The 22,533-nt window shown below is 74.0% G+C and carries 16 protein-coding genes; 7 read left to right on the top strand and 9 right to left on the bottom strand.

The window, feature by feature from the left end; translation table 11 throughout:
* Positions 1-33: 33 nt before the first annotated feature.
* Together WMF11_RS44680 and WMF11_RS44675 are read right to left on the bottom strand one after the other, a co-directional pair.
* A complete protein-coding gene (locus WMF11_RS44680) occupies positions 34-465 on the bottom strand; it encodes a hemerythrin domain-containing protein (RefSeq protein WP_437905147.1) in 432 nt (143 codons plus the stop codon).
* A gap of 92 nt (positions 466-557) precedes the next feature.
* Positions 558-1,001 carry a hypothetical protein gene (locus WMF11_RS44675; RefSeq protein ID WP_437905146.1) on the bottom strand — a complete coding sequence of 148 codons (444 nt, stop codon included), beginning with the start codon at positions 999-1,001 and terminating at the stop codon, positions 558-560.
* Positions 1,002-1,165: 164 nt separating this feature from the next.
* On the opposite strand from WMF11_RS44675, the gene WMF11_RS44670 reads away from it, so the two are divergent.
* Both WMF11_RS44670 and WMF11_RS44665 read left to right on the top strand, forming a co-directional pair.
* Complete coding sequence (locus tag WMF11_RS44670) at positions 1,166-5,263, top strand: transglutaminase domain-containing protein (RefSeq protein ID WP_437975073.1); 4,098 nt, start codon at positions 1,166-1,168, stop codon at positions 5,261-5,263.
* A gap of 193 nt (positions 5,264-5,456) precedes the next feature.
* Complete coding sequence (locus WMF11_RS44665) at positions 5,457-6,377, top strand: DUF2267 domain-containing protein (protein WP_437905144.1); 921 nt, start codon at positions 5,457-5,459, stop codon at positions 6,375-6,377.
* 44 nt (positions 6,378-6,421) lie between these two features.
* Here the strand turns inward: WMF11_RS44665 and WMF11_RS44660 are convergent, their stop codons facing one another.
* Together WMF11_RS44660 and WMF11_RS44655 are read right to left on the bottom strand one after the other, a co-directional pair.
* Positions 6,422-7,423, bottom strand: coding sequence for an NAD-dependent epimerase/dehydratase family protein (locus WMF11_RS44660; RefSeq protein ID WP_437905143.1), 1,002 nt, complete (start codon positions 7,421-7,423; stop codon positions 6,422-6,424).
* Entirely contained in the window at positions 7,420-12,012 is a 4,593-nt protein-coding gene (locus tag WMF11_RS44655; RefSeq protein WP_437975072.1) for an AMP-binding protein, read from the bottom strand. The genes WMF11_RS44660 and WMF11_RS44655 overlap by 4 nt, the downstream gene beginning before the upstream one ends.
* Positions 12,013-12,296: 284 nt before the next feature.
* Here WMF11_RS44655 and WMF11_RS44650 point away from each other — a divergent pair, with 284 nt between their 5' ends.
* On the top strand, positions 12,297-13,247 hold the full coding sequence (locus WMF11_RS44650; RefSeq protein WP_437975071.1) for a deoxyribonuclease IV: 951 nt from the start codon (positions 12,297-12,299) through the stop codon (positions 13,245-13,247).
* Here the strand turns inward: WMF11_RS44650 and hutU are convergent.
* Complete coding sequence (gene hutU / locus WMF11_RS44645) at positions 13,162-14,835, bottom strand: urocanate hydratase (RefSeq protein ID WP_437975070.1); 1,674 nt, start codon at positions 14,833-14,835, stop codon at positions 13,162-13,164. The genes WMF11_RS44650 and hutU overlap by 86 nt on opposite strands.
* Positions 14,836-15,023: 188 nt before the next feature.
* Between hutU and WMF11_RS44640 the strand changes: the two genes are divergently transcribed.
* Positions 15,024-15,371, top strand: a complete 348-nt coding sequence (locus WMF11_RS44640; protein ID WP_437975069.1) for a hypothetical protein — start codon at positions 15,024-15,026, stop codon at positions 15,369-15,371.
* 111 nt (positions 15,372-15,482) lie between these two features.
* On the opposite strand, the gene WMF11_RS44635 is transcribed toward WMF11_RS44640, so the two are convergent.
* The 4 genes from WMF11_RS44635 to WMF11_RS44620 all read right to left on the bottom strand — a co-directional run bounded on the left by WMF11_RS44635 (position 15,483) and on the right by WMF11_RS44620 (position 19,924).
* Positions 15,483-17,549 (bottom strand): protein kinase domain-containing protein, encoded by a 2,067-nt coding sequence (locus WMF11_RS44635; RefSeq protein ID WP_437905138.1) that lies wholly within the window; start codon positions 17,547-17,549, stop codon positions 15,483-15,485.
* 22 nt (positions 17,550-17,571) lie between these two features.
* Entirely contained in the window at positions 17,572-18,552 is a 981-nt protein-coding gene (locus WMF11_RS44630) for a hypothetical protein (protein ID WP_437546623.1), read from the bottom strand.
* 201 nt (positions 18,553-18,753) lie between these two features.
* Positions 18,754-19,524: a hypothetical protein gene (locus WMF11_RS44625; RefSeq protein ID WP_437975068.1), complete on the bottom strand. Its 771-nt coding sequence runs from the start codon at positions 19,522-19,524 to the stop codon at positions 18,754-18,756.
* 94 nt (positions 19,525-19,618) lie between these two features.
* On the bottom strand, positions 19,619-19,924 hold the full coding sequence (locus tag WMF11_RS44620; protein ID WP_012240614.1) for a YfhL family 4Fe-4S dicluster ferredoxin: 306 nt from the start codon (positions 19,922-19,924) through the stop codon (positions 19,619-19,621).
* A gap of 168 nt (positions 19,925-20,092) precedes the next feature.
* On the opposite strand from WMF11_RS44620, the gene WMF11_RS44615 reads away from it, so the two are divergent.
* Genes WMF11_RS44615 through WMF11_RS44605 form a run of 3 tightly spaced genes read left to right on the top strand, consistent with a single transcriptional unit; the run spans position 20,093 to position 22,523 of the window.
* Positions 20,093-20,833, top strand: a complete 741-nt coding sequence (locus WMF11_RS44615) for a hypothetical protein (protein WP_437905136.1) — start codon at positions 20,093-20,095, stop codon at positions 20,831-20,833.
* A gap of 53 nt (positions 20,834-20,886) precedes the next feature.
* Positions 20,887-21,915: a HEAT repeat domain-containing protein gene (locus WMF11_RS44610; protein ID WP_437546617.1), complete on the top strand. Its 1,029-nt coding sequence runs from the start codon at positions 20,887-20,889 to the stop codon at positions 21,913-21,915.
* Positions 21,912-22,523, top strand: coding sequence for a DUF4149 domain-containing protein (locus WMF11_RS44605; RefSeq protein ID WP_437905135.1), 612 nt, complete (start codon positions 21,912-21,914; stop codon positions 22,521-22,523). Before WMF11_RS44610 ends, WMF11_RS44605 begins: the two co-directional genes overlap by 4 nt.
* The last annotated feature ends 10 nt before the right edge of the window (positions 22,524-22,533 follow it).

Below are 22,533 nucleotides of genomic sequence, written 5' to 3'. Positions count from 1 at the left end.
GACAACATCCGTGTCGAGTTCATGCGTACCACCTCAGATGCCCTGCGGAACGGTTTCCTTCATCAGCTCGCGCCATTCGTCGTGGGTGAGCTCTGGATAAATGTAGTCGCCCTCGAAATTTGTATGGTGCAGGAGCAACCGGGCGACATCGACGATGGCCTCCGCGACGTCGCCGCCCTGCGCAACGGCCGCCAGGGCGTCGGTCGCTTCACGCACGGCGGCGTGCTGCTTCAGCGCCACCTGGACCTCCTCGGCGAGCCCGCGCGCCTGAAAATGCGGGAATATGGCGGTCTCTTCGTAGCGCATGTGCCGCTCCATCGGCCCACGCAGGAACGCGAGCAGGCTCGCGCGCTCGGCGCGCGCCTCGTCCGCGGAGCGCTGCGCCAGCTCGATCAGCTTCTTCGCCGTGTCGCGAGCGAGCTCTTCCTCCTGGAAGAGCTCGCTCACCATCCGGTCCAGTTCCATGAGGTGCGGGCCGTCGTAGTCCAGATCCCGTGGAGGGTCGAGCGGGGCGCGGCGCGATCCCGCGGCGGAGCAGGTCGACTGCGTCGTGCGCGTCAGTCGTGCGCGCGGGCGCGGACGATCGCGGCGAGCCGGCCGACGACGCCGCTCGCGACCATGGCGAGCACCTGCTTCTCCAGCGCCTGCCGCTCGCTCGGCCTGCCGCCGAACGAGATGCGCGAGCGGGCGGTGGGGCCGCCGACGACGCGGCCGACGACGGTGCAGCTCACGCGGTGGACGTCGCCCCGCGTGGACGAGGTGAACTCGACGACGCGCGCGCTCAGCACGACCGATTTCGCCTTGCCGAAGTCCGCTTTCTTCGCGGCGCTGGAGAGCATGCCGCGCAGCGCGCGGGCCCGCTGGGCCTGGCCCTCGCCCGCGGGGACGTCGACGCTCTTCCATTCGACCTTGGTGTCGCGGGCGAAGGTCGATGCTGGCGAGGCCGTGAGCGTGGTCAGGGCCATCACCGCCGAGAGCAGCCATCGTGACGCGCGGCGCATGCGAGCAGGGTAGGGGGCCGCGAGCTCGCCGGCCAAGTTCGCGCACGGCGCGCGGGTGCGGCGCGGCCGCACCTGCGCGTGATCCGCGGCCGCACCCGCGCGTGATCGCCGCGCTCGCGCCGCGATCGGGCCCGCGCTATGCCGTGGCCGGGAAGCGAGGTTCGATGGAGCGCAGCTCGCCGGGGGGAGATCGACGGGATCGACGAGGACGAGATCGACGCGCGCGCGCCCGCGCGCTCCGCGGGGGCGGGTGGCTCGTTGCGCTGCTCGCGATCGCCGCCGCGCCCGCGGCGGGCAACGCACAGTCGCCGCGTCCGGGAGGCGCGACGGCGGGCACGGGCGCACCCGCGGCGGGCAGCGCGCCGGCGCCGCGAGCCGGGGGCGCGCCGACGCTGCGTCCGGGAGGCGCGAAGGCGGGGGCGAGCGCTCCCGCGGCAGGCAGCGCGCCGGGGTCCGAGAAGCGGGCGCCCATCGCGCTGCCGCTGCGGTGGACCGCCGCGACGCCCGACGAGATGCTCGGCGCGGCGCTGGCCCGGGCACGGCGGGGCGGCGACGACGCGTTCGCCGGGCTCGTGATCGCGGCAGCGCTCGCCGACCGCGCCGCGCAGGGCCGCGCACGGGAGGGCCTCGCGCAGATCGGGGCGTCCTCCTCGCCGCTCGCCGATGAGGCGCGCTGGCTCGCCGCCTCGCTCGCCCCGGAGCCGCCGGCGGCGACGTGGCCGGGCGCGCGCGCCGTCTCGTACGACGCGCCCCCGGACCCGTCCGGGCTCGTCAAGGCGTTCGCCGTCCTCGGCCCGTTCCAGGACAACTCGGGCGGCGGGCTCGCGCTCCGCGAGGGGCCCGAGGCCGAAGGCCAGCGCTTCTCCGACATGAGCGCCCGCTACGCCTGGGGGGTGTACGACGTCGCGTGGCGCAGGGTGCTGCCCGCCGCGTCGACCGCGCGCGGCGTGCCGCTCGATCTTTACATCCATCCGCGTACGGAGACCTGCACGTACCTCGCCTCGCGCGTGACCGTCCCGGCCGCGCTCGATCGCAAGCCGATCCTCGCCCACGTCGCCGCGACCGGCGCCGTGCGGCTCCTGTGGGACGGCGCCGACGTCGCCGCGAGCGAGGCGGCGCACGAGCGCCTCGTGCTCGACCGCATCGCCTCGCGCATCGAGGCGCCCGCCGGCGATCACCTGCTCGCCCTCAAGGTGTGCACCGGGGCCATCGCCGACGCGGGGCGCGTCCGCGTGCGCTTCACCGACGAGGACCGCCGGCCCGTGGCGCTCGCGACGTCGTCGGACCTCACGCCGCTCAAGCCGCCGGCCCCGCCCCCGGGCGCGCGGGCCGCGACCGCCGTCGCGACGGCGCTCGACAGGGCGCTCGACGCGGGCGCGTCGCAGTCGCTCGATCAGACCCTCACGGCCGTCGTGGCGCGCACGCTCGGGGGCGCCGACGACCAGCGGTCGCCCCGCGCGCCCGGGCTGCTCGACCGCGTGACGCGGTCGCCCGGGATCTCCGCCGACGCGCTCGCGCTGGCGGGGTGGGTGTCGCCCTTCGGCGCGAACCGCAGCGGCTGGCTCGAGGCCGCGCGCGCCCGGGGCCTCGCCGAGAAGGACCGGGCCACCGCGGCGTTCGCGCAGCGCCGGCTGGTCGCCGCCCACCTCGCCTCGGAGCGGGTCGACTGGGCCGCGGCCGCGCTGCGCGAGGAGCCGCTGCGCTCGGCGCGCGATCCCGAGGCGCGCGTCCTCAGGGCGCTCGTCAAGAAGAAGCTCGCGACGGCGGGGCTCACGCGGGCCGGGCTCGAGGAGCTGCTCGCGGTCGAGCGCGAGCAGAAGGACAGGACGCCGGTCGTCGTCTGGCAGGAGATCGCGGCCGCGGCCCGGCTGGACCCGGCGCTCGAGCTGCGGGCCGCGCGCAGGCTCGCCGAGATCGCGCCCGAGTCGCGGGGCGCGCCCTACGTGCTCGCGTTCGAGCCCGACGGCGGCGCCGCGCTGGAGGTGGCGGCCGCCGGGGCGCTCGCGCAGCAGACGTCGGCCGAGGACGTCATCCGGATCGGCCGCGCGCTCCACGACGCGGGCCGCGTCGCGTGGGCGCGCGAGGTGCTGTCGTACGCGACGCAGGTCGCGCCGAACCAGCCCGCCGCGTTCCAGGCGCTCGCCGCGGTGCGAGAGGATGGCGCGGGCGCGCGGCCGACGGCCGCCGCGTCGCGCGTGGCCACGGCCGCGCTCGCGCGGGCGCGCGACCTCACGCCCGGCGATCCGTACCTCAAGGCCGAGCTCGCGCTCCGCCTCGGCGAGGGCTCGGCCGGCGCGCCGGGCCGGCAGCGCATGCGCGACGAGCAGCACCTCGTCGCGCCCGGCGTCTTCCTCGCGCGCGGGCGGCAGACCCCGGCGAAGAAGGGGGAGGTGGCCGACCGGCAGCTCCACTGGGTGCGCGTCGTGACGTACCACCCGGACAAACGCGTCTCGCAGCTCATGCACTACGCGCGCGAGATCGTCATCGAGCCACGCACCGATCAGGATCTCTACGAGCGCGACATCCCCGCCGAGGGGGAGGACACGGAGCTCCTGCTCGCGCGGGTCCACCGCAAGGACGGCACGGTGGCGCAGCCGGACGAGCAGGGCGCGGGCGGGCAGAAGCCGTTCGTGCGCTGGCCCGAGCTCAAGGCGGGGGACGTCGTGGAGGTCGCGGTGCGCTCGTGGACCCGGGGCCCCGTCGGCCGCCGGGGCGACGCGCCGTTCTACTTCATCGACTACGTCGGCTCGACCGACACGCGGCCGATCCTCTACAACGAGGTCGTCGTCGACTCGCCGGCGAGCGACCCGCTGGCGATCGACGTGCTGAACGGCAAGGCCGAGCGGGTGCTCAGGTCCGAGAAGGACGGCCGCCAGGTGACGCGGTACATCTGGGACGACCCGCCCGAGGTGCCCGAGGAGCCGCTCGCCCCGCACCTCGCGGAGGTGCTGCCGGTCGTCGTGGGCTCGACGTTCCACGGCTGGCACGACTTCCGGGAGTGGTACCGGGGTGCGGTCGCCGGCTTCATGGAGCCCGACGATCAGGTCCGCCGGCTCGCCGCGGAGCTCACCAAGGGCAAGGCCACGCGCGAGGCAAAGCTGCGGGCGCTCTTCGACTTCGTGGCGGACGACATCCGGTACGTGAACTTCGTGTCGGGCGAGTGGTGGCTGCCGAACCGCCCCCAGGAGCTCCTGGCGCGGCGCCAGGGCGACTGCGACGACAAGGCGATGCTGCTCATCACGCTGCTCAAGTCGATCGGCATCGAGGCGACGGAGGTGCTGGTGCAGACGCGCTACACGGGCCAGCCCTCGCTGCTCAGGAGCGAGGTGGCGGCGATCCCGGTGTTCGATCACGGCATCGCCTACCTCCCGGGCGCGGGCGGCGCGCCGGGCCTGTGGCTCGACGCGACGAGCCCGCAGAGCCGCCTGGGGCCGCTGCCGGCGATGGACGCGCGCACGCTGGCGCTGTTCGTTGACGAGGGGCCGCCGAAGATCGTGGAGACGCCGGCGAGCTCGCCCGCCGATCACGGCGTCGACGCCGAGTGGACGATCGCGCTGCTCCCCTCCGGCGCGGGCGAGCTCGCGGCGAAGGAGCGGCACATCGGCGACGCCGCGTTCGAGCTCCGGTCGAACCTGGCGGAGGCCGACGCGCGCGCGCAGTGGGTCGAGCAGTACCTCGCGTACGGCTGGTTCCCGACGGTCGACGTGAAGCCCAAGGTCGCGTTCCAGGCCGATCTCCCGCACGGGGCGGCGACGCTCGAGTACGAGGCGCGCTCCGAGGGGCTCGCCCGCCGCGAGGGCGCGGAGCTCTCCGTTCCGCTCTCGGGCGCGTCCACGATGACGTCGCAGCTCGCGCCGCTCGTGAAGCGCACGCTGCCGGTGGTCCTGCCGCCGAGCTTCGCGCCGCGGCACCACAGCCGGACGATCACGATCACCGCCCCGCCCGGGTACGCGTTCGCCGAGCTCCCGCCGGGCGGCGACGAGAACGGCGGCGCGTTCGGGCGGGCGACGATCTCCTTCGCGAAGGTGCCCGGCAAGAACGCCGTGGTGGTGAAGGAGCGCGTGATCCTCGATCAGTCGACCATCCCGGTGGCGCAGTACGCCGCCTGGCGCGGCTGGCTGCAGCGGGTCGACGGGCTCCTGCACCGGATGGTGCGGCTCGCGCCTGTCGCGCCCGCGACCAAGCAGGCGCGCAGCGCGCTGGGCACCGAGGCGGGCGGCGGCGCCAACGCGGCGCCGCAGGCGCGCGGCGCGATCCGCTGACGAGCGGCTTCGCCCCTCGCGCCGGCGGCGCGTAAGGCTCTTGCTCGTCCGCTCGCGGCGGCGATCGGCGATCCCGCGCGCCGCGTCCACCCGCCGGCCACGCGCGCCATCGCGGTTGGTACCGTTCTGGCTAGCCGCGCTCTGGCGTACGCACGCACAACCCCGAACGCGCTGCCCAGGGGAGGGACTCGCCATGTCGCTCGAAGAGTACCGACGCCCGAGAATGATCGTTCTTAGCCCGCGCTCGACCGCTTATGACGCCGTGAGGGCGATGATGGACAACCACGTCGGCGCGGTCCTGGTCCACGACGGCCAGCGCCTCGCCGGCATCGTGACCGACCGCGATATCGCGCTGGAGGTCGTGGCAGGCGACCTCGACGCGCGCAGCACGATGCTGCGCGACATCATGTCGGACGAGATCGCGACGCTCGAGCTCGACGCGTCGATCGACGACGCCGTGCGCACCATGCGCGATCATGCGTGTCGGCGCGTGCCGGTGACCGAGCAAGGGCGGCCCGTCGGCCTGGTGACCCTCGACGATCTCCTCGCCGATGGGGTCATCGACGCGGAGGCCGCCGGCTCCGTCGTGAAGGCGCAGCTCGAGGTGGCCGCCCGCTTCAAGCCGGAAGGCGCGCTGCACCCCGAGGGGACCGCGCGCCCGGAGCGCTCGCACGGCCGCGTGCGCGCCCTCACCCGGCGCAAGGCGCGCGCCGACAGCGCCTATGGCCGGCTGATCCACGCCGTCGAGCGCCACAGCGGCCTCCAGCAGCGCGACCGCGCCGAGCTCGCGCTCCAGATCGTCCTCGGCTGCCTCTGCCGCAGGGTGACGCCCCAGGAGGCGCGGCACCTCGTCGCGCAGCTGCCCTCGAAGCTCCACCCGTCGCTCGAGCCGTTCCTCGACGGGCCGGACAAGCGCATCACGACGGCGACCATCGAGGCCGACGTCGCGCGCGAGCTGCGCATGGACCGCGAGGCCGCCGGCTTCGTGCTGCAGGCGATCTGCGAGGCCGTCGCGGACAGCGTGTCCGCGGGGGAGATCGAGGGGTTCCGCGGTCAGCTCCCGCTCGACATGAAGGACCTGTTCCCGCCGACCCCGCTCCGCCGGGCCGTCTGAGCGGGGGTCGGCCCGGCGCGGCGAGGCCGCGCGCCGCGCTCCACCTACGCTTGCGGCCAGACCACGCCGCGGGCGCGCAGATCGGCGACCGTGTCCGCGAGGGTCTCGAGCGGGTCGCGCGGCGTCCAGCCGAGCTCGCGCCGGGCCTTCGTCGCGTCGAGGTACCAGAAGTGCTGGCCCATCTCGGCCGACACCGGATCGACCGGCAGATCGAACGGCAGCCGCTTCCGCGCCTGCTCGATGAGGTGCGCGCCCGCCTTCGCGAGCGCGATGCTCCGCGGCAGCCGCAGGGCGGGGGCCGCGACGCCCGAGATGCGCGCGAGGCGGCGGAAGAAGACCTCCAGGCTCATGTTGGCGGCGCCGAGCAGGTAGCGCTCGCCCGGGCGGCCCTTGTCCATCGCCAGCGCCATGCCCTGGGCCGCGTCGCGGGCGTCGACGAAGGAGAGGCCGCCCGCGGGGGTGAAGGGGAGCCGACGCTCGAGGAAGCTCACGATGTCCCCGGTCGAGGCGCCATGGACGTCGCCCGGGCCGAGCAGGATGCTCGGGTTGACGGCGAGGACCTCGAAGCCGGGCCCGCTGCGATCGAACGCCGCGCGCTCGGCGTACAGCTTCGAGCGGTAGTAGGGCCAGCCGGCGATGAGGTCGATCGGCGTCGCCGCCGTCTCGTCGCGGACGTCGTTCGGGTCCTTGCTGACCGCGACGACGCCGCTCGTGCTCGCGATCACCGCGCGCTTCACCCCCGCGTCGCGGCAGGCGTCGAGGGTGATCTTGGTCCCCTCGACGTGCGTCCGGTAGAGCGCCTCGGCGTCCTCGCGCCGCCGCGAGACGCGCCCGGCGCAGTGGAACACCCCGTCGCAGCCCTCGGCGGCGCCGCGCACCGACGCCGCGTCGAGGATGTCTCCGCGGCGGAGCTCCACGCCCTGCGCGGCGAGCGCGGGCGCCTCTGCCCGGCAGAGCGCCACCACGTCATGGCCACCCCCACGGAGCGCCGTGACGAGGTGCGATCCCAGGAAACCGGTCGCGCCGGTGACGAGATAGCGGCTCATGCGAGGTCGAACACCTTCTGGAAGGTCTGCAGGAGGGAGATGTCGTTCGATTTCACGAGGCCCGTCATGAACTCCATCGGGCTCGGTGTGTAGGCCTCGCGGACGATCTTGGTGAATATCTCGGGCGTGGTCTTGAGGACACAGTCCGCTTGCTGGCTTGGCTTACCGATCCGCGCCTCGCAGCTGGCCGCGTCGATCCGCAGCGTCCACTTCGCCTCGTCCTCCGTGCCGAGCGTCACGTAGTAGGTGATCGGCTGGCTGACCCGCCCCGCCACGTATTTCGACTCGAGCTCGCGGAACAGGAGCGTGAGCGGGTGCTCCTTGGTCGTGGTGGCGGCCTGATCGATGCTCTCGACCCGGCTCAGATCGAGGGCGCCGCCGTCCTTGAGCTTGATGACGGCGAGCTGCGTGAGCTCCGCGACCTTGCGGCAGGCCACCGCGTACTTCATCCCGGCGGTGAGCCGCCGGAGGTCGCCGATCGCGAGCGGCGGCCCGATGCGCGCGACGAGGTCGCGGCGGATCGGGACGGTGCGCCCCTTGGGGAGCGCCTCGAAGGTGCCGCCCAGGTAGAGGGGCAGGATGTCGACGTTGTGGGTGAGCGCGAGGTGCCCGATCGCCGGCTTGAACTCGAGGATGCCGCCGTCGGGGCTGCGCGTGCCCTCCGGGAAGAGGAGCACGGTCCGCCCGCGGTCCAGGATCTCGCCGGTCTGGCGCAGCGCCGTGCGGAGGCCGCCCTTGCGGTCGAAGGGCGCGAGGTTCGTGAGGTTCTCGAAGTAGGCGCGCCGCCAGCGGTTGCCCTCGAAGAAGTAGTCCTGCGCGGCCAGCGAGACGAGGCCGTCCCCGTAGCTGCCGAGCGCGAACTTCACGAGGCCCATGTCGAGGTGGCTCGCGTGGTTCGAGACGACGATCGTGTTGCGGTTGTGCGGGATGAACGCGCGCCCGTAGACCTTCGGGCGCATGACGTTCCCGTAGAAGCCGGACTGGACCTTGTTCATCCAGTGCTTGGCGAAGTCGGCCACCGGGCGGGGGATGTGGATCGGCTCGTCGCCCGCGCCGTGCGCGTTCGGCTCTGCGATCGCCGCGCCGGCGTCCTGCGCGACGGCGGCAGCGCCCGCGCCGGCCGCGGCGGCCTCGGCGGCGAGGCGCGTGACGATCGCCTTCACCTCGGAGCGCTTCACCTGACCGGACGCGGTGCGGGGCAGGTCGGCGTCGTCGAGGTGGACGGCCATGGGGTGGCACGGCTTGGGCAGCGCCTGGATCGCCGTCCGGAGCGCGTCGAGCGCGCGCTCGTGCTGCTTGGCCCGCGCGAGCGCCTCGTCGTCCTCGCCGTCCTTCGCGCCGGGCGCCGTGGGGACGGCGAGGCAGGCGACCTGCTCGCCGCCGCGGCCGTTGTCGATCCCGACGATGGCGAGCTCCTTGACGTGCTCGACCTTGCCGAGCATTCGCTCGATGTCGGCCGGGTACAGGTTCTCGCCCTTCGCCGCGCTGATGACCTCGCTCTGCCGGCCGACGAGGACGAGCCGCCCTTGCTTGTCGAGCTTGCCGAGATCGCCCGTCCGGAGCCACCCGTCCGCGTCGAGGGCCGCCTGGGTCGCGTCCGGGTCGTCGGCGTAGCCCTTCATCACGTTGGGGCCGCGCGCGAGCACCTCGCCGACGCCGTTCGCGTCCGGGTTCGCGATCTTGATCTTCACCCCGGGGATCGGCTTGCCGACGTTCCCCGGGCTCGCCGCCGGCGAGGGCTTGGTGACGGTCAGGAGCGGCGCCGCCTCGGTCAGGCCGTAGCCCTCGGCGAGCGGCAGGCCGAGCCCCTTGAACACGGCGGCCGTGTCCCTGGGGAGCGCCGCGCCGCCCGAGATGAGGAAGCGGACGTTGCCGCCGAGCGCGTCGTGGACGCTGCCGAAGAAGAGGCGCCCCGCGTTCAGGCCCAGGCTCTTGCCGAGCATGCGGTTCAGCTCCATGGCCCAGCTGAACGCGGTGGCCGCGGCGGGCCCCTGCTCCTTCACCCTGGCGACGATCTGGCGCTCCAGCATCTGCCAGAGCGCGGGCACGCCGACCATCGCCGTGACGCGCGCCTTCTTCAGCCCGTCGCTCACCCGATCGGCCGAGACGTCGTCGAGGTAGATGATCCGCGCGCCCTGCGACAGCGGCAGGAGCAGGCCGCAGGTGACCTCGAAGGTCTGGTGGAGCGGCAGCACGCTGAGCACGCGGTCGCTCGCCTTGAGCGGGAACAGCGGCGCCAGCGAGGCCAGCAGCGCCGTGAAGTTGCCGTGCGTGAGCAGCACGCCCTTCGGCTCCCCGGTCGTGCCGCTCGTGTAGACGACGCTCGCGACGTCCTGGCTGCCCACGCGCACGTCCGGGGGCGCGAGCCCGTCGCCGGAGGCCGGGCCCAGGTCGGGCACCTGGCCCTCGGCGAACCCGACCATGTCGAAGGCGACAAGGTTCGGCAGCGCCGCGCGCACGTCGGCGCCGAGCTTCTCCGCCACGCCGCCGTCCCAGAGGACGACCTTCGCCGTCGACGAGCGGAGGACGTCCGCGAACGCCTTCGCGTCGAGCCCGGGATCGATCGGGACGGCGACGGCGCCTGCGCGGAGGATGCCGAAGTAGGCGACGGGCCACGCCGGCTGGTTCGCGCCGGAGAGCGCCACGCGATCGCCGCGGCGGACGCCGAGCGCGGCGAGGCGCGCGGCGGTCATGCAGGCCGCGTCGCGGAGCTCGCGGTAGCTCGTGCGCGAGAGCCCGTCCTGCTCGAACCGCTGCACCGAGAGCGCGTGATCGAAGCGCTCGGCGACCTCGTCGAGCAGGTCGACCAGGCTGTCGTAGGGCCGGAGCGGCTTGATCTCCCGGCGGAGCATCTCCTCCATGAGCGGGAAGGCCCACTTCTCCAGGCCGGGGAGGTGGACGTTCCAGATGTAGTCGCGCCAGTCGATCTTCTCGGGCGCCCAGACGAAGCGCGCCCGCTCCTCGGGGGGCATGCGGGCCATCGCCGCGCGCGTGTTGGCGCAGGAGTAGACCCAGTCGCCCTCCGCGACGAACGGCATGAAGACCTCGAGGAGCGTGGCCGTCTTCTGCTCGGTCCTGGCGGCGTTCTCGAGCGCGGCCGCCGCCGGCTTGAGGAGGGCCGCGGCGGGGCCGACGCTCGCCGTCTTGAGCAGGCCGCCCAGGCCGCGGAGGGCGCCCTCGATGGCGCGCGCGCCGTGCGCGCCGTACTGCTGCCGGGTCAGCCCGCGCGGCTCGAAGCGGGACGACACGACGTCGAAGAGCGAGGTCTTCTTCCCCTCGAACACCTGCCGCCGCTTGTAGAGCCCGGCGAGCTCCAGGTAGCGCGTCACGCGGCAGCCGTTCGTGTCGGTCGATCCGTACTGGTACACCGCGGGCGCGCGGCCCTCGATGAGCTCGCAGAGCGAGGCGATCATGCCGCTCGCGGTCATGTCGACCGGGATGAGGTCGAGCCGCACGTCGTGGTCGCCCGGGAACTGCACCTGCCCCTTCGAGGCGAGGTAGAGGTACGGCGCCGAGGTGTTGATCCCCTCGTTCCAGCCGGTGAACGGGAACTCGACCGCGGTCTCCACGACGGCGGGGCGGACGATGGTGAAGGGCAGCCCGGAGCTCGCGAGGACCTGCTCGCCGATGCTCTTCGTGTAGGTGTAGATGTTGGTCCACCCCCAGAAGAGCGCGCGCTCCTTGCCGGCCTCGATGAGCCGGTCCTTGATGAACTTGCGCTTCACCCTGGCGAGCTCGTTCTCGAGCGCGCTGCCCCGGCACGGCTCGCTGCGCGAGGCCAGGTTGGCCTTGGCCTCGTCGAGGAAGGCGCTCTGCCGGAAGGCGTCCTCGCACCGCTGGCGCGCCTGCTGCACGAGGTCGAGGCACTCGCTGATCTCGCGCTGCGGATCCCAGTGCGATCGATCGAGGGTCCGCTTCGGGCAGGCGGCGCCGAACCACGTCTCGCCCGCGGCGCGGGGGAAGGGGATCTCGGCCGGGTGGTTCTCCTCGATGAGCCCGGAGCGGTAGCCCGCGACGAAGCAGGTGCTCGTGTGCATCACCTTGGCCCCGAGGGTCCGCGCGAGCTCGACGAGGTTGCTGATGCCGAACGCGTTGACCTCGAGCGCCTCGTCGAGCGGCGGGTTGAAGTCGACGACGCCGGCCACGTTCACGACCGCGGCGATGTTGCCCGTGAGCTCCCCGACGCGGTCACCCAGCCCGAGCAGCGGCAGGCCGACGTTGCCGTTCATGGGCGTGATCTTCTGCCGCAGGTACTCCTCGAAGGCGGGCCCGGGGTACTGCTCGCGGATCGGGTCGAAGACCGGCGAGGTCACGATCTGCGACCAGAAGCGCTCCTCCGGCGACTGGTTCTCCTTGGCCCGGACGAGCAGGTAGATGTGGGCGATCTCCGGGAACCTCGCGAGCAGCATGGCCAGCCAGACCTTGCCGAGGAAGCCGGTCCCTCCGACCACCACGAGCCGCTTGCCCGAGAGCACGTGCGACGGCACCAGCGGCGGGGCCGCCGCGGTTTCGTCGCCCTTGGCCCCACCCGGCGACCCCGGCACTGCCTCTCCGGCGCCGGCCCCGTTCGTAACACCCATATGGCTCATCGAGACTCCAGGAAGGCCGCTCAATTCGCGCCTGGGCAGGAACGCGTCAAGGGTGAGGTGCCGCGAACCGGGGTTCGCGCCCTCCCGGCATGCGGTTTGCTCGATTTGCTCGTGAAATCGGGGTCATCGCCAAGGACGGACGAGGCAGCCCGGGCGTTGCTCTCCTGCGTGAGAGCGCGTGGGGGCGCGCGGGTGCGCGCGGACGTGCGGGGGCCGTGGCAGATCCGGTGGGCTCGGAGCAATGCCTTGCCGGCGGCGGGGAAGCGCCCCAAGCAGTGCGGCCCATGATCTTCGGCGCGCACGAGTCCGTGGCTGGCGGCCTTCACCGCGCGATCGCGCTGGCGGGGGAGGACCGCTGCGAGGCGGTGCAGATCTTCACCAAGGTCTCGGGCCAGTGGCGGGAGCCGGCGCTGAGCGCGGAGCAGATCGCCGCGTTTCGCGCCGCGCGCGCGGCCTGGGCCGGCGCGGGGCGGACGCTCGCCCACGCGAGCTACCTCATCAACCTGTGCGCTGACGACGCCACGATCCTCGAGCGCTCGCGGGAAGCGCTGTTCCAGGAGCTCGCGCGGTGCGACGCGCTCGGAATCGACTTCGTGGTGTTCCATCCGGGCGCGCACCGCAGCCTCGGCGAGGAGGCCGGCCTCGACCGCATCGGCGAGAGCCTGTCGATCGTGCTCTCTCGCGGGAAGGGGCTCCGCGCGCAGCTGTGCATCGAGAACACGGCCGGGCAGGGGTCGACCCTCGGCGACCGCGTCGATCAGATCGCCGCGATGATCGAGCGCGCCGGGCCGGAGGGGTCGCGGCTCGGGGTCTGCATCGACACGCAGCACGCCTTCGCGGCGGGGCACGACCTCCGGAGCGAGGCCGGCTACGAGCGGTTCTGGAGCGACTTCGGCCGGCTGCTCGGGCTGGATCGGCTGCGGTGCATGCACGTGAACGACTCGAAGGCGGGGCTCGGCCAGCGGGTCGATCGGCACGAGCGCGTCGGCGACGGGGAGATGGGGCTCGCGCCGTTCTGGCGCCTCGCGAACGACGCGCGGCTCGCGCGCGTGCCGGCGGTGATCGAGCTGCCGCCGCTCGCGAAGGAGCGGCGCGGCTACCTGGAGGAGATCGCGCGGCTGCGCGCCCTCGAGGGCGCGGCGGAGCCGGTCACCCTGCCCGGTGCGGCACCCGGACGCCCTTCTCCTCCGCGACGTGGATCGCCGTCTCGTAGCCCGCGTCGGCGTGCCGGATGATCCCCATCCCCGGATCGATGGTGAGCACCCGCTCGAGCCTCTGCCGAGCGGCCTCGGTGCCGTCGGCGACGATCACCATCCCGGCGTGCAGCGAGTTGCCGATCCCGACACCGCCGCCGTGGTGGAAGCTCACCCACGACGCGCCGCCCGCGGTGTTCGCGAGCGCGTTGAGGATCGCCCAGTCGGCGATCGCGTCCGAGCCGTCCTTCATCGCCTCCGTCTCCCGGAACGGCGACGCGACCGACCCGCAGTCGAGGTGGTCGCGCCCGATCACGATCGGCGCCTTCACCCGGCCGACGCGGACGAGCTCGTTGAAGGCGAGCCCGACCTTCGCGCGATCGCCGTAGCCGAGCCAGCAGATCCGCGACGGGAGCCCCTGGAACGCGATCTTCTGCTCCGCGAGCTCGATCCAGCGGCGGAGATCGGCGTCGCCCGGGACCGCCTCGAGCACCGCGCGGTCGGTGGCGAGGATGTCCTCGGGATCGCCCGAGAGCGCGACCCACCGGAACGGGCCCTTGCCCTGGCAGAACAGCTCGCGCACGTACGCCGGCACGAAGCCGGGGATCGCGAACGCGTCCTCGGCGCCTGCCTCCATCGCGCAGGTGCGGATGTTGTTGCCGTAGTCGAAGACCTCGGCCCCGCGCCGCTGCATCGCGAGCATCGCCTCGACCTCCATGCGCATCCCCGCCTTCGCGCGCGCGACGTACTCCCCGGGATCGCGGGCGCGGAGCTCCGCCGCCTGCTCGAGCGTGAGCCCCGGCGGGACGTAGCCGACGAGCGGATCGTGCGCCGCGGTCTGCTCGGTGACGAGGTCGGGCGTGACGCCGCGGCGCACGAGCTCCGGGTAGACGTCGGCGGCGTTGCCGCAGAGGGCGATCGAGCGCGGCGCCCCGCGCTGGACGCTCTCGAGGACGGCGTCGAGGGCGCGGTCGAGATCGTCGATGCGCTCGTCGACGTAGCGGGTGCGGAGCCGCTTCTCGATGCGCGCCGGGTCGATCTCGACGCCGAGGCAGGCCATGCCCGCCATGGTCGCGGCGAGCGGCTGCGCGCCGCCCATGCCGCCGAGCCCCGCGGTGAGCACCCAGCGCCCGCCGCCCGGGGCGCGCGCCGCGTGCGCCTTCCGCGCGGCGACGAACGTCTCGTAGGTGCCCTGCACGATGCCCTGCGAGCCGATGTAGATCCAGGAGCCCGCGGTCATCTGCCCGTACATGGTCAGGCCGAGCGCCTCGAGCCGGCGGAACTCGTCCCACGTCGCCCACCGGCCCACGAGGTTCGAGTTCGCGAGGAGCACGCGGGGGGCGTCCGGGTGCGTGCGGAAGCGGCCCACCGCCTTGCCCGACTGCACGAGGAGCGTCTCGTCGTCCGCGAGCTCCCGGAGCTCGCGGACGATCACGTCGAACGCCTCCCACGATCGCGCCGCCTTCCCGGTGCCGCCGTAGACGACGAGATCGTCGGGGCGCTCCGCGACGTCCGGATCGAGGTTGTTGTGGAGCATCCGGAGCGCGGCCTCCTGGATCCACCCCTTGCAGCTCCGCTCGCTTCCCCGCGGCGCGCGCACCACCCGGGCCCCCTGCTCTCCGGTCGTCATGCTGTCGTGTACTCCACCCGGTCCGGATCGACCAGAAGGCGCGCCGTCCGCCGCGCCGCGCGGCCAGGCGAGGCGCACGCCGCCTCGCGACGCGAGCCTGCTCGATCCTCTCCGGGGCAGCCGGCTTCGTCCGAACCGGAGTATGCTTGCTCGGGGCGCGCGCAGCGCCCGTGTGTCCGGGAGAATCCATGATCTCGACGATCCGTTCGGCCCTCGCGCGTTGTCCGGTCCGGGCCCTCCAGCTCGCAGCCCTGGCGCTCACCCTCGCGACCACGGGGTGCGACAAGGTCGGGTGCTTCGAGTGGACCGAGATCGAAGGGGAATGCCCCTCCCAGGACGAGGCGCTCGCCTATTTCGGAAGCGATTTGTGCGGCGGCGAGGTCGAGTCGGTCGACAGCGAGGCCGAGTACGACGGCGATTACTGCTGCTACGACATCACGAAGCGCGACGAGTACGGGGGCACCTGCACCTCGCCGGGCGGGCGCATCTCGCCGCCGCAGCCGGCGCCGCCGCCCGCCCCGTCTCCGCCGAACTGAGCCGGCGCGCCGGACACCCCGCGCCTGCGCATCGCGGGCCTCGCGTAGGGCGCCGCCTCCGCCCTGGTTCATCGAGCCAGAGCTCGTCCAGCGCGTTCCTGTCGAGCTCCTCTAGAGCTCGTCCAGCGCGTTCCTGTCGAGCTCCTGGAGCGCCGCGAGATCCCGCGCTGCAAGCTCCTCCACATCGCCGGGAGCCTCGCGCGGGTAGGCCAGCGTGAGCTCGCCGTCGTGGACGTAAAGGTGCTGGCTGTCGATGCACCCGTGCGCGCCTCCGGCCGCGTGGAGCGCCGCGATGGCCTCGCCGAGGCGCGCACGCTGGGCCTTGGTCAGCGCGCGCGCCTCGTCGGCGAGCGCGCGGCCCTGGGGCAGCGCCACCCAGACCTCGCCGTTCGCGAGATCGACCCGGAGGACGGACGTCAAGGCCGCGTGGCCGGCGCGCGCGAAGGCTCGGGCCCGGGCGAAGGTCGCGTCGTCGAGCTGCAGCACGAGGACGTCGCGATCGAGCCAGGCGTCGTGCCAGCGCCCCTCCGTGTCCCGGCCGTCGCCGACCTCCAGGGTCGCCGCGAGCCGAGCCGCCGTGGCGGGCGGCGCGTCGCTCGATCGGGGCCGGCCGCTCCCGCGCGACCGCCGCGGCCGCGGGCGCTCTGGCCAGGCCATCGCGGTGATCGCGCGCCGCGCCTCGAACGCGTCGGCCGGCCGCGCGGCGGGGTCCTCCGCGAGCAGCGCCGCCACGGCCGCGTCGTGGGCCGCCGTGAGGTCCGGATGGACCTCGCTCGGCGCGGGATCGAGCTGCCCGCGCACGGCGGGGGCGGGCGGCTCTCCGGTGAGCAGCTCGGCGAGCACCGCGCCGACGCCGTACAGATCGCTCGCCAGCGTCGCCGGTCGGCCCATGCGCTGCTCCGGCGACATGTACGCGAACGTCCCGATCGCGCCCGCCGTGGCGGTGGACGAGAGATCCCCGAGGTGCGCCGCGCCGAAATCCGCGAGGTGAGCCGTCCCGATCTCGTCGAAGAGCACGTTGCTCGGCTTCACGTCGCGGTGGAGGATGCCGAGGCGGTGCGCCTCGCCGAGCGCGGACAGGAGCGCGCCCGCGATCTCGACGGCGCGCGCGGGCGTGACCGGATCCCCCCGCAGCCGCTCGATCAGGGACCCGCCCGTCATCCAGGCGAGCACCATCGCCGGCCCTTCGGGGTGGTACGCGCGGAGCGCGACGACGTTCGGGTGCCGGAGCTGGGCGAGGGCGCGCGCCTCGCGCTCGAACCGGAGGAGCGCGTCGCGGCCCGCTCCGAACGCCGCGCCCGCGAAGATCTTCACGGCGACGCGCTCCGCCGTGATCCGGTCGCGCGCCTCCACCACGCGCGCGTGGGGCGTGGCCGTGACCTCGCGCAGGGTCTCGTAGCGCCCGAAGAGGAGCGGCCCGACGGGCGCGGGGCCCGCGGGAGGAGGTCCCGCGGCGGCGCTGCCGGGAGCGGCGCCTCGCGACGAGAGCGCCTCCTGGCCTGGCGGATCGAGCCGGGCGAGCTCCTCGCGGACGGTCCGCGCGGCGTCCTCGAGCCCGAGCTCGCTCAGGCAGCGGCCGAGCAACGGCAGCGCCCGCGCCCGCTCGGCGGCGGCGGGCGGCAGCTGCTGGAGCGCCCGCACGGCGGCCTCGGTGCGGCCGTGGCGCGCGAGCAGCTCGCCCAGCGCGAGCCACGCCGCCGCGTCGCCCGGGCGGCGGCGGAGCGCGGCCTCGAGCACCCGCGCGCCGTCGGCGGGGCGGCCGGCGAGCTCGAAGCTCTCTGCGGCGCGGCACGCGTCGTGGGCCGCGGTGAACGCCTCCGCGGCCGCCGCGTGAGCGCCGAGCGCCGCGAACAGCGCGCCCGCGTGGCGCGAGAACCCGCGCGCCGCGAGGTCGGCGGCGGCGCGCAGCGCGGCGTCCCGGGGCGACGTGGCGGCGATCCGCTCGAGCGCCTCGCGCGCGAGCGCCTCGTCGCCGCCGAGCGCGGCCATCAGCGCCGCGCGGGCCGGGTCCCCGGCTGCCAGCGCCTCCCGGGCCGCGCCGGCGAAGTCGCAGACGCGCTCGAGCAGCTCGGAGGCCCCCGCGTGATCTCCGGCCGCCGCGAGGAGCGCGGCGCCGCGATCGCGCTGCCCGATCGCGGCGAGCTCGGCCGCGCGACGTCGCAGATCCTCGTACGCCACGCCGATGTCGGTCGGAGCGCCGTCAGCGCGCGGCGATGCGCGCTCGGCCGTTCACGGAGAGGTCGAAGCGCACCTCGCCGAGGTCGATCCCCGAGGTGTTGATCGGCACCTGCCGCGTCCGGTGCACGGCGAGGGTCGCGTTCGCCGGCAGAGGCCCGAGCGTCGAGGGATCCAGCAAGGAGCCCGGGATCACGCCCCGCCCGGTGTCCTTGAACGCGCACCGCACGGTCGCGCCGTGCGCCGAGGTCACGTCGACGTAGATGACGTCCCGCGCCCGGCCGGCCTCGCCGCTCTCGCCCGCGCGCCACTGCACGACCGCGCCGACCCCTGCGTCGAGATCGACGCCGTCGGCCAGCTCGGCGTCGCCGATGCGCACCTCCTCGGGACCCGCGGGGGCATCGGCCTCGAACGCGAACCGGTCGAGCTGCCCCGAGCCGGAGCTCTCGAACACGTACCGCGCCGGCGCAGGCAGATCGCTGGTGGCGTCGCGCGACGTGTAGAACACGCCGAAGACCAGGGCGCCCACGTCCGGGAACGCGCGGGCGGCGAGCGGCATCTCGGTGCTCTCGGTCTTCATCGTCACGTCGCCCGCGTCGAGGAGCTCGATGGGGCTGAGCGAGCTGAAGCTGCTCGCCTCGTCGTCGGCGGCGGGCGAGAGGACCATGCAGCTGCCGGCGGAGGGGAGGACGAACGGCTTCCCGACGGCCCCCTCGGCGAGCTCGGGATCCATCGCGGACGAGAGCCGCATGAACTTCGCCAGCACGTTCGTGACCGCCCCCGTACCCTCGGCGCCCGCGCTCGGAAGCGCGGCCTCGTCGAGCTCACCGGGGGCTGCGGTCGCGGCGGCGTCCCGGCTCAGGTTGATCGCGCGCTCGACGCGCACGACCCCCTGGGTGACCACGCCGTTGGCCTCCGTCGCGTCGCCCGCAACAGGCGCCGAACAGCCGACGAGAGCCGCACCTGCGAGCAGGCATGAGGTGGCGAGGGCGCCGTGGGGACGCATAGATCCGAGTCTAAGACGGGTCCTCCGGCCGGGCAAGCGCCTGTGCTTGCCACCGAAAATGGCAGGGAATCCGTCTGATTCCGTTTTGCTACGTTTTGTTACGCTTTGCCGCGGCTTGTCGCGACGTTTGGTTACGTCTGGGAACGCTCTGAACGCGGCGTGCGCCGACGTTGCAACGTCGTTGCGTTTGTTTCGATCGTGTCAGAAAGTGACCGTGAGGCCGCCGCCCGGGGCGATGGTGCCCTGATCGATCGCGACCGGATCGCCGGCGATCTCGCCCTCGGCGTGGTGGTAGGTCGCGGTGGCCTCGATCGCGACGTGCACATGGCGGAACCCCGCGCGGACGCCCAGCACGAACCCGAGCTGGAGATGCTGGCCCGACGCGTCGACGGGCGGTCCTCGGAGCGCCGCTCCGGCGGCGGGCAGCCGCACCTCGCCGCCGAGGAGCTCGAAGCCGAGCCGGGGACCGAACCAGAGCGCGTAGAGATCCGCGTCCGACCGGAAGCCGAGCAGGAGAGGGACGTCGAGCCCTGCGCCGTGGACGTCGATCCCTTCTGCGCTGGGACCCGGCCCGCCCGCGAGCAGCGCCGAGGCGCCGAGGCCGATCGACAGGGCCGCGTCGCCGAGCGGGAATGCGTGGCGCCCGTCGAGCCGGATGGCTCGCCCCGTGTACGTCAGCCCCGCCTCGTTCTCGCCCTCGATCCCGACGCGGGCGCTGGCCCAGGGCGCGACGCCCGGCGACACGGTGATCTCGGAGAGCTTTCGCCGCGCGGCGCCCTCCGCCGCCGCCGCCGGGCCTGTGGCGCTCGCCCCTTCGTCCGCCGCTCCGGCGACGACCATGTCACCCGACAGGCCGCCGCCGAGGCGCACGGCGCCGGGACGGAGGACGTGGGCCGGGTGGAGCAGCGGACCGCTGCCATGGCAGCCCGCGCAGGCACCCGCGAGGACCACTGCGGCCCAGCGCCGGATCACGGTGTGACCCGGGCGCCGCATTGAACCGACGATGCCGGCGGAGGCATGGGAAGCGCGGCCGGAGAGGCGACGCGATGGTGCGCGAAGAGGCGCGCTACTTGCGGAAGCGCGAGGGGTAATCGTTGGCAGCGGCCCGCTTCTTCAGCTCCCCGTCGTCGGGGTGCAGCCTGACGGCGCGCGCGATGAGGACTTCCTCGGTCTCCACGATCTGCGGGTTGGGCAGGCAGCACTCGACCGGGCACACGGCCTGGCACGCTTCGTGATCATAGAAGCCGACGCACTCGGTGCAGAGCTCCGGATCGATCACATAGATCTCGTCGCCCTCGCTGATGGCTTCGTTCGGGCATTCCGGCTCGCAGGCGCCGCAGTTGATGCAGTCTTCGGTGATGTAAGTCGCCATGGCCTTCGCTTCGTTCTCCGGGGTCACCCCGGTCCGCTCGTTTGTAGAGGCCTGACCGCAAGGTGTCAATTCGGGCGGAAGCCAGCGCCGGTTCCGGGACGGCGTCGTGGGCGTCGTGGGCCTGCGCTTGCGCGCGGGCGGCCCTGCCGGTACTAAGCGGCCTCCTCGATGCTCCGCCTCACCGAGCCCGCCCTCCTGCTCGCCTTCCTTGGCGCATCCTCGCTGCTCGCCGGATGTGGCCCCCAGATCGGCGATCCGTGCACCTCGTCGCTCGATTGCGTGCAGGCAGAGCAGCAGCTCCTCTGCGATGGGACGCAGCCTGGCGGCTACTGCACGGTCTTCAACTGCGAGCCGGACAGCTGCTCCGGGAGCAGCGTCTGTGTGGCGTTCAACCCGGTGATCGATCCGGCGTGCAGCGAGCTCGAGAACGTCCGCTGGCCGCGCTTCGAGCGCACGTTCTGCATGGCCACCTGCGATGAGGACGACGATTGCCGCAGCGGCTACTCGTGCGTCGCGCTGGGCAACATCCAGGGTGCTGCAGCGATAGCGCCGGGCGAGCGCAACGCCGCGATCGTCGACGCCAGGCCGGACGGCTCGAGGGCGTGCCTGCCGAACCCGCCGTCTGCGTCGAGCGTCGCCAGCGAGCCGCCGGGCGGCATCGAGAGCGAGCCCGGGGTGTGCAGGGCCGCTCCTGAACAGACGGAGGAATGGCCCCCCTACACTCCGGATGCCTCGGGCGCAGGAGGCGCTGGCGGCGCTGGAGGGTCGGGTGGTGCGGGAGGCGCCGGCGGCTCGGGTGGCGAAGGCGGCTCGGGTGGCGAAGGCGGCTCGGGCGGCGAAGGCGGCTCGGGCGGCGCTGGCGGCGAAGGTGGCGGTTCGGGTGGCGCTGGCGGCTCGGGCGGCGGCTGAGCGCCGCTCGGTGCGGCCCGGCTTTGCGCATCGACCGTGCTAGCGTTGGCCGCGTGTTCGGACCGGCCCCCGCGAAGAGAACGCTCGAGGCTGCGCTGCGCGACGTCGCTTCGCAGAAGCCCGCCGTGCGCGCGGAGGCCGTGAGCGACCTCGTCCCGTATGCCGCGACGGCACGGGAGCAGGTCGTGCGCGCCATCGAGGGCGCGCTCCGCGTCGATGAGCACGCGGCGGTCCGCGCGGCGGCGGCCATCGCCCTCGCCGACACGAAGGCCGTCGAGGCGCTCCCGGCCCTGCTCCTCGCCGTCGAGGACGTGGATCCCTACGTCCGGCAGATGGCGATCACGGCGCTCGGTGAAATCGGCGACATGCGGGCCACGGGCCGGCTCCGGCGCGCCCTCTCGGACGAGCGGCCCGAGGTGCGGTTCCAGGCGGTGATCGCGTTCCCGCGCGTCTGCGCCCAGCAGGCCGACGCGATCGAGGCCATCATGCAGGCCACCCACGACGACGATCCGCTCGTCTGCCACATCGCGCTGCGGATGTTCGAGGAGCTGGGGGAGTCCAGCGGCGAGCTGCCTCCGTTGGGCATGGAGCGGGCCCGCGCGCTGCTCGGCCACGCGTCCCCGCTCGTCCGGGCAGCGGCGGCCGTCGTCACCGCGCGCTTCGGCGATCCGGTGGGCCACCCCGTGCTCGCCGAGATCGTGGGAGGAAAGCTCCACGGCGTCGATCACGAGGACGAGGCCGCGGCCATCGAGCTCTGCGGCGAGCTCGGCCTCGCTGCTTCGCGGAGCGCCCTGGAGCGGCGCGCCTTCGGGCTCAGGCTCGGCTTCGGCCGCGATCCGCTGCGCTGGCACGCGCGCGTCGCGCTCGCGCGGATGGGCCACGAGCGGGCCATCCGCGACATCCTCAGCGAGCTCGGCGCGTGGGACCGCCACAAGCGCACGCTCGCCGTCGCGGCCGCCGGTCGCGCCCGCCTCTCGGCCGCCCGCCCCGCGATCGCGGCGATGCGGGGAGACGAGCGGAAGGCCGATCAGGGGGCCGTCGAGGAGGCGCTCGCCGTCCTCGCTGCCGAGGTGGATGCATGAACGATGAAGCCCAGTTCAGCGAGGCGGACCTCGCCCCGAGCCCCGAAGAGCGCGCCGCGTCGCGCCGCTCCCTCATCGATCGCGTGGCCGCGAGCGTGGCCGCGCTCGCGGCGGGGGCCTGGGTCGGCGGCATCGTGGCGCTGGGCGCCTGCGCTGCCCCGTTCGTCTTCCGGCTCGCCCCGGCCCCCTTCTCCGGTGACGCGATGAGCGCGGCGTTCGCGCGCTTCGATCAATTCGCGCTCGGCGCCGCGGTGATCCTCCTCGGCGCCGAGGTGGCGCGCACCTGGGCCGCGTACCGCCTGGGCGCCGGCCGCGCGGCGCGCGTGCGCCGGGTCGTCGCCATGGTGCTGGCCGGGTGCGCCGCGTACGTCGGTCTGGCGCTCACCCCCCGCATCGCGGCGCTCCACCGCGAGGGCGTCCGGCGCGGCGAGGGGGATCTCGGCATGGAGCTCGAGCGCATCCACCGCCGCGCCGAGCTCGTGAGCAAGTCGGAGGTGTTCCTCGGGGCGAGCCTGGTCCTCTTGCACGTCTTCACGCTCGGCGCGCGCCGCCCCGAGCAGGACGACGACGAGGAAGCGGCCGCCCCGCTGCCGCCCGGCCCGCGGTAAGGACGCCGCG

Source organism: Sorangium sp. So ce295 (assembly GCF_051527405.1).
Classification (GTDB): domain Bacteria; phylum Myxococcota_A; class Polyangia; order Polyangiales; family Polyangiaceae; genus Sorangium; species Sorangium cellulosum_B.
Note: the sequence above shows the minus strand (reverse complement) of the source record. Positions and strands in the feature narration are given on the sequence as shown.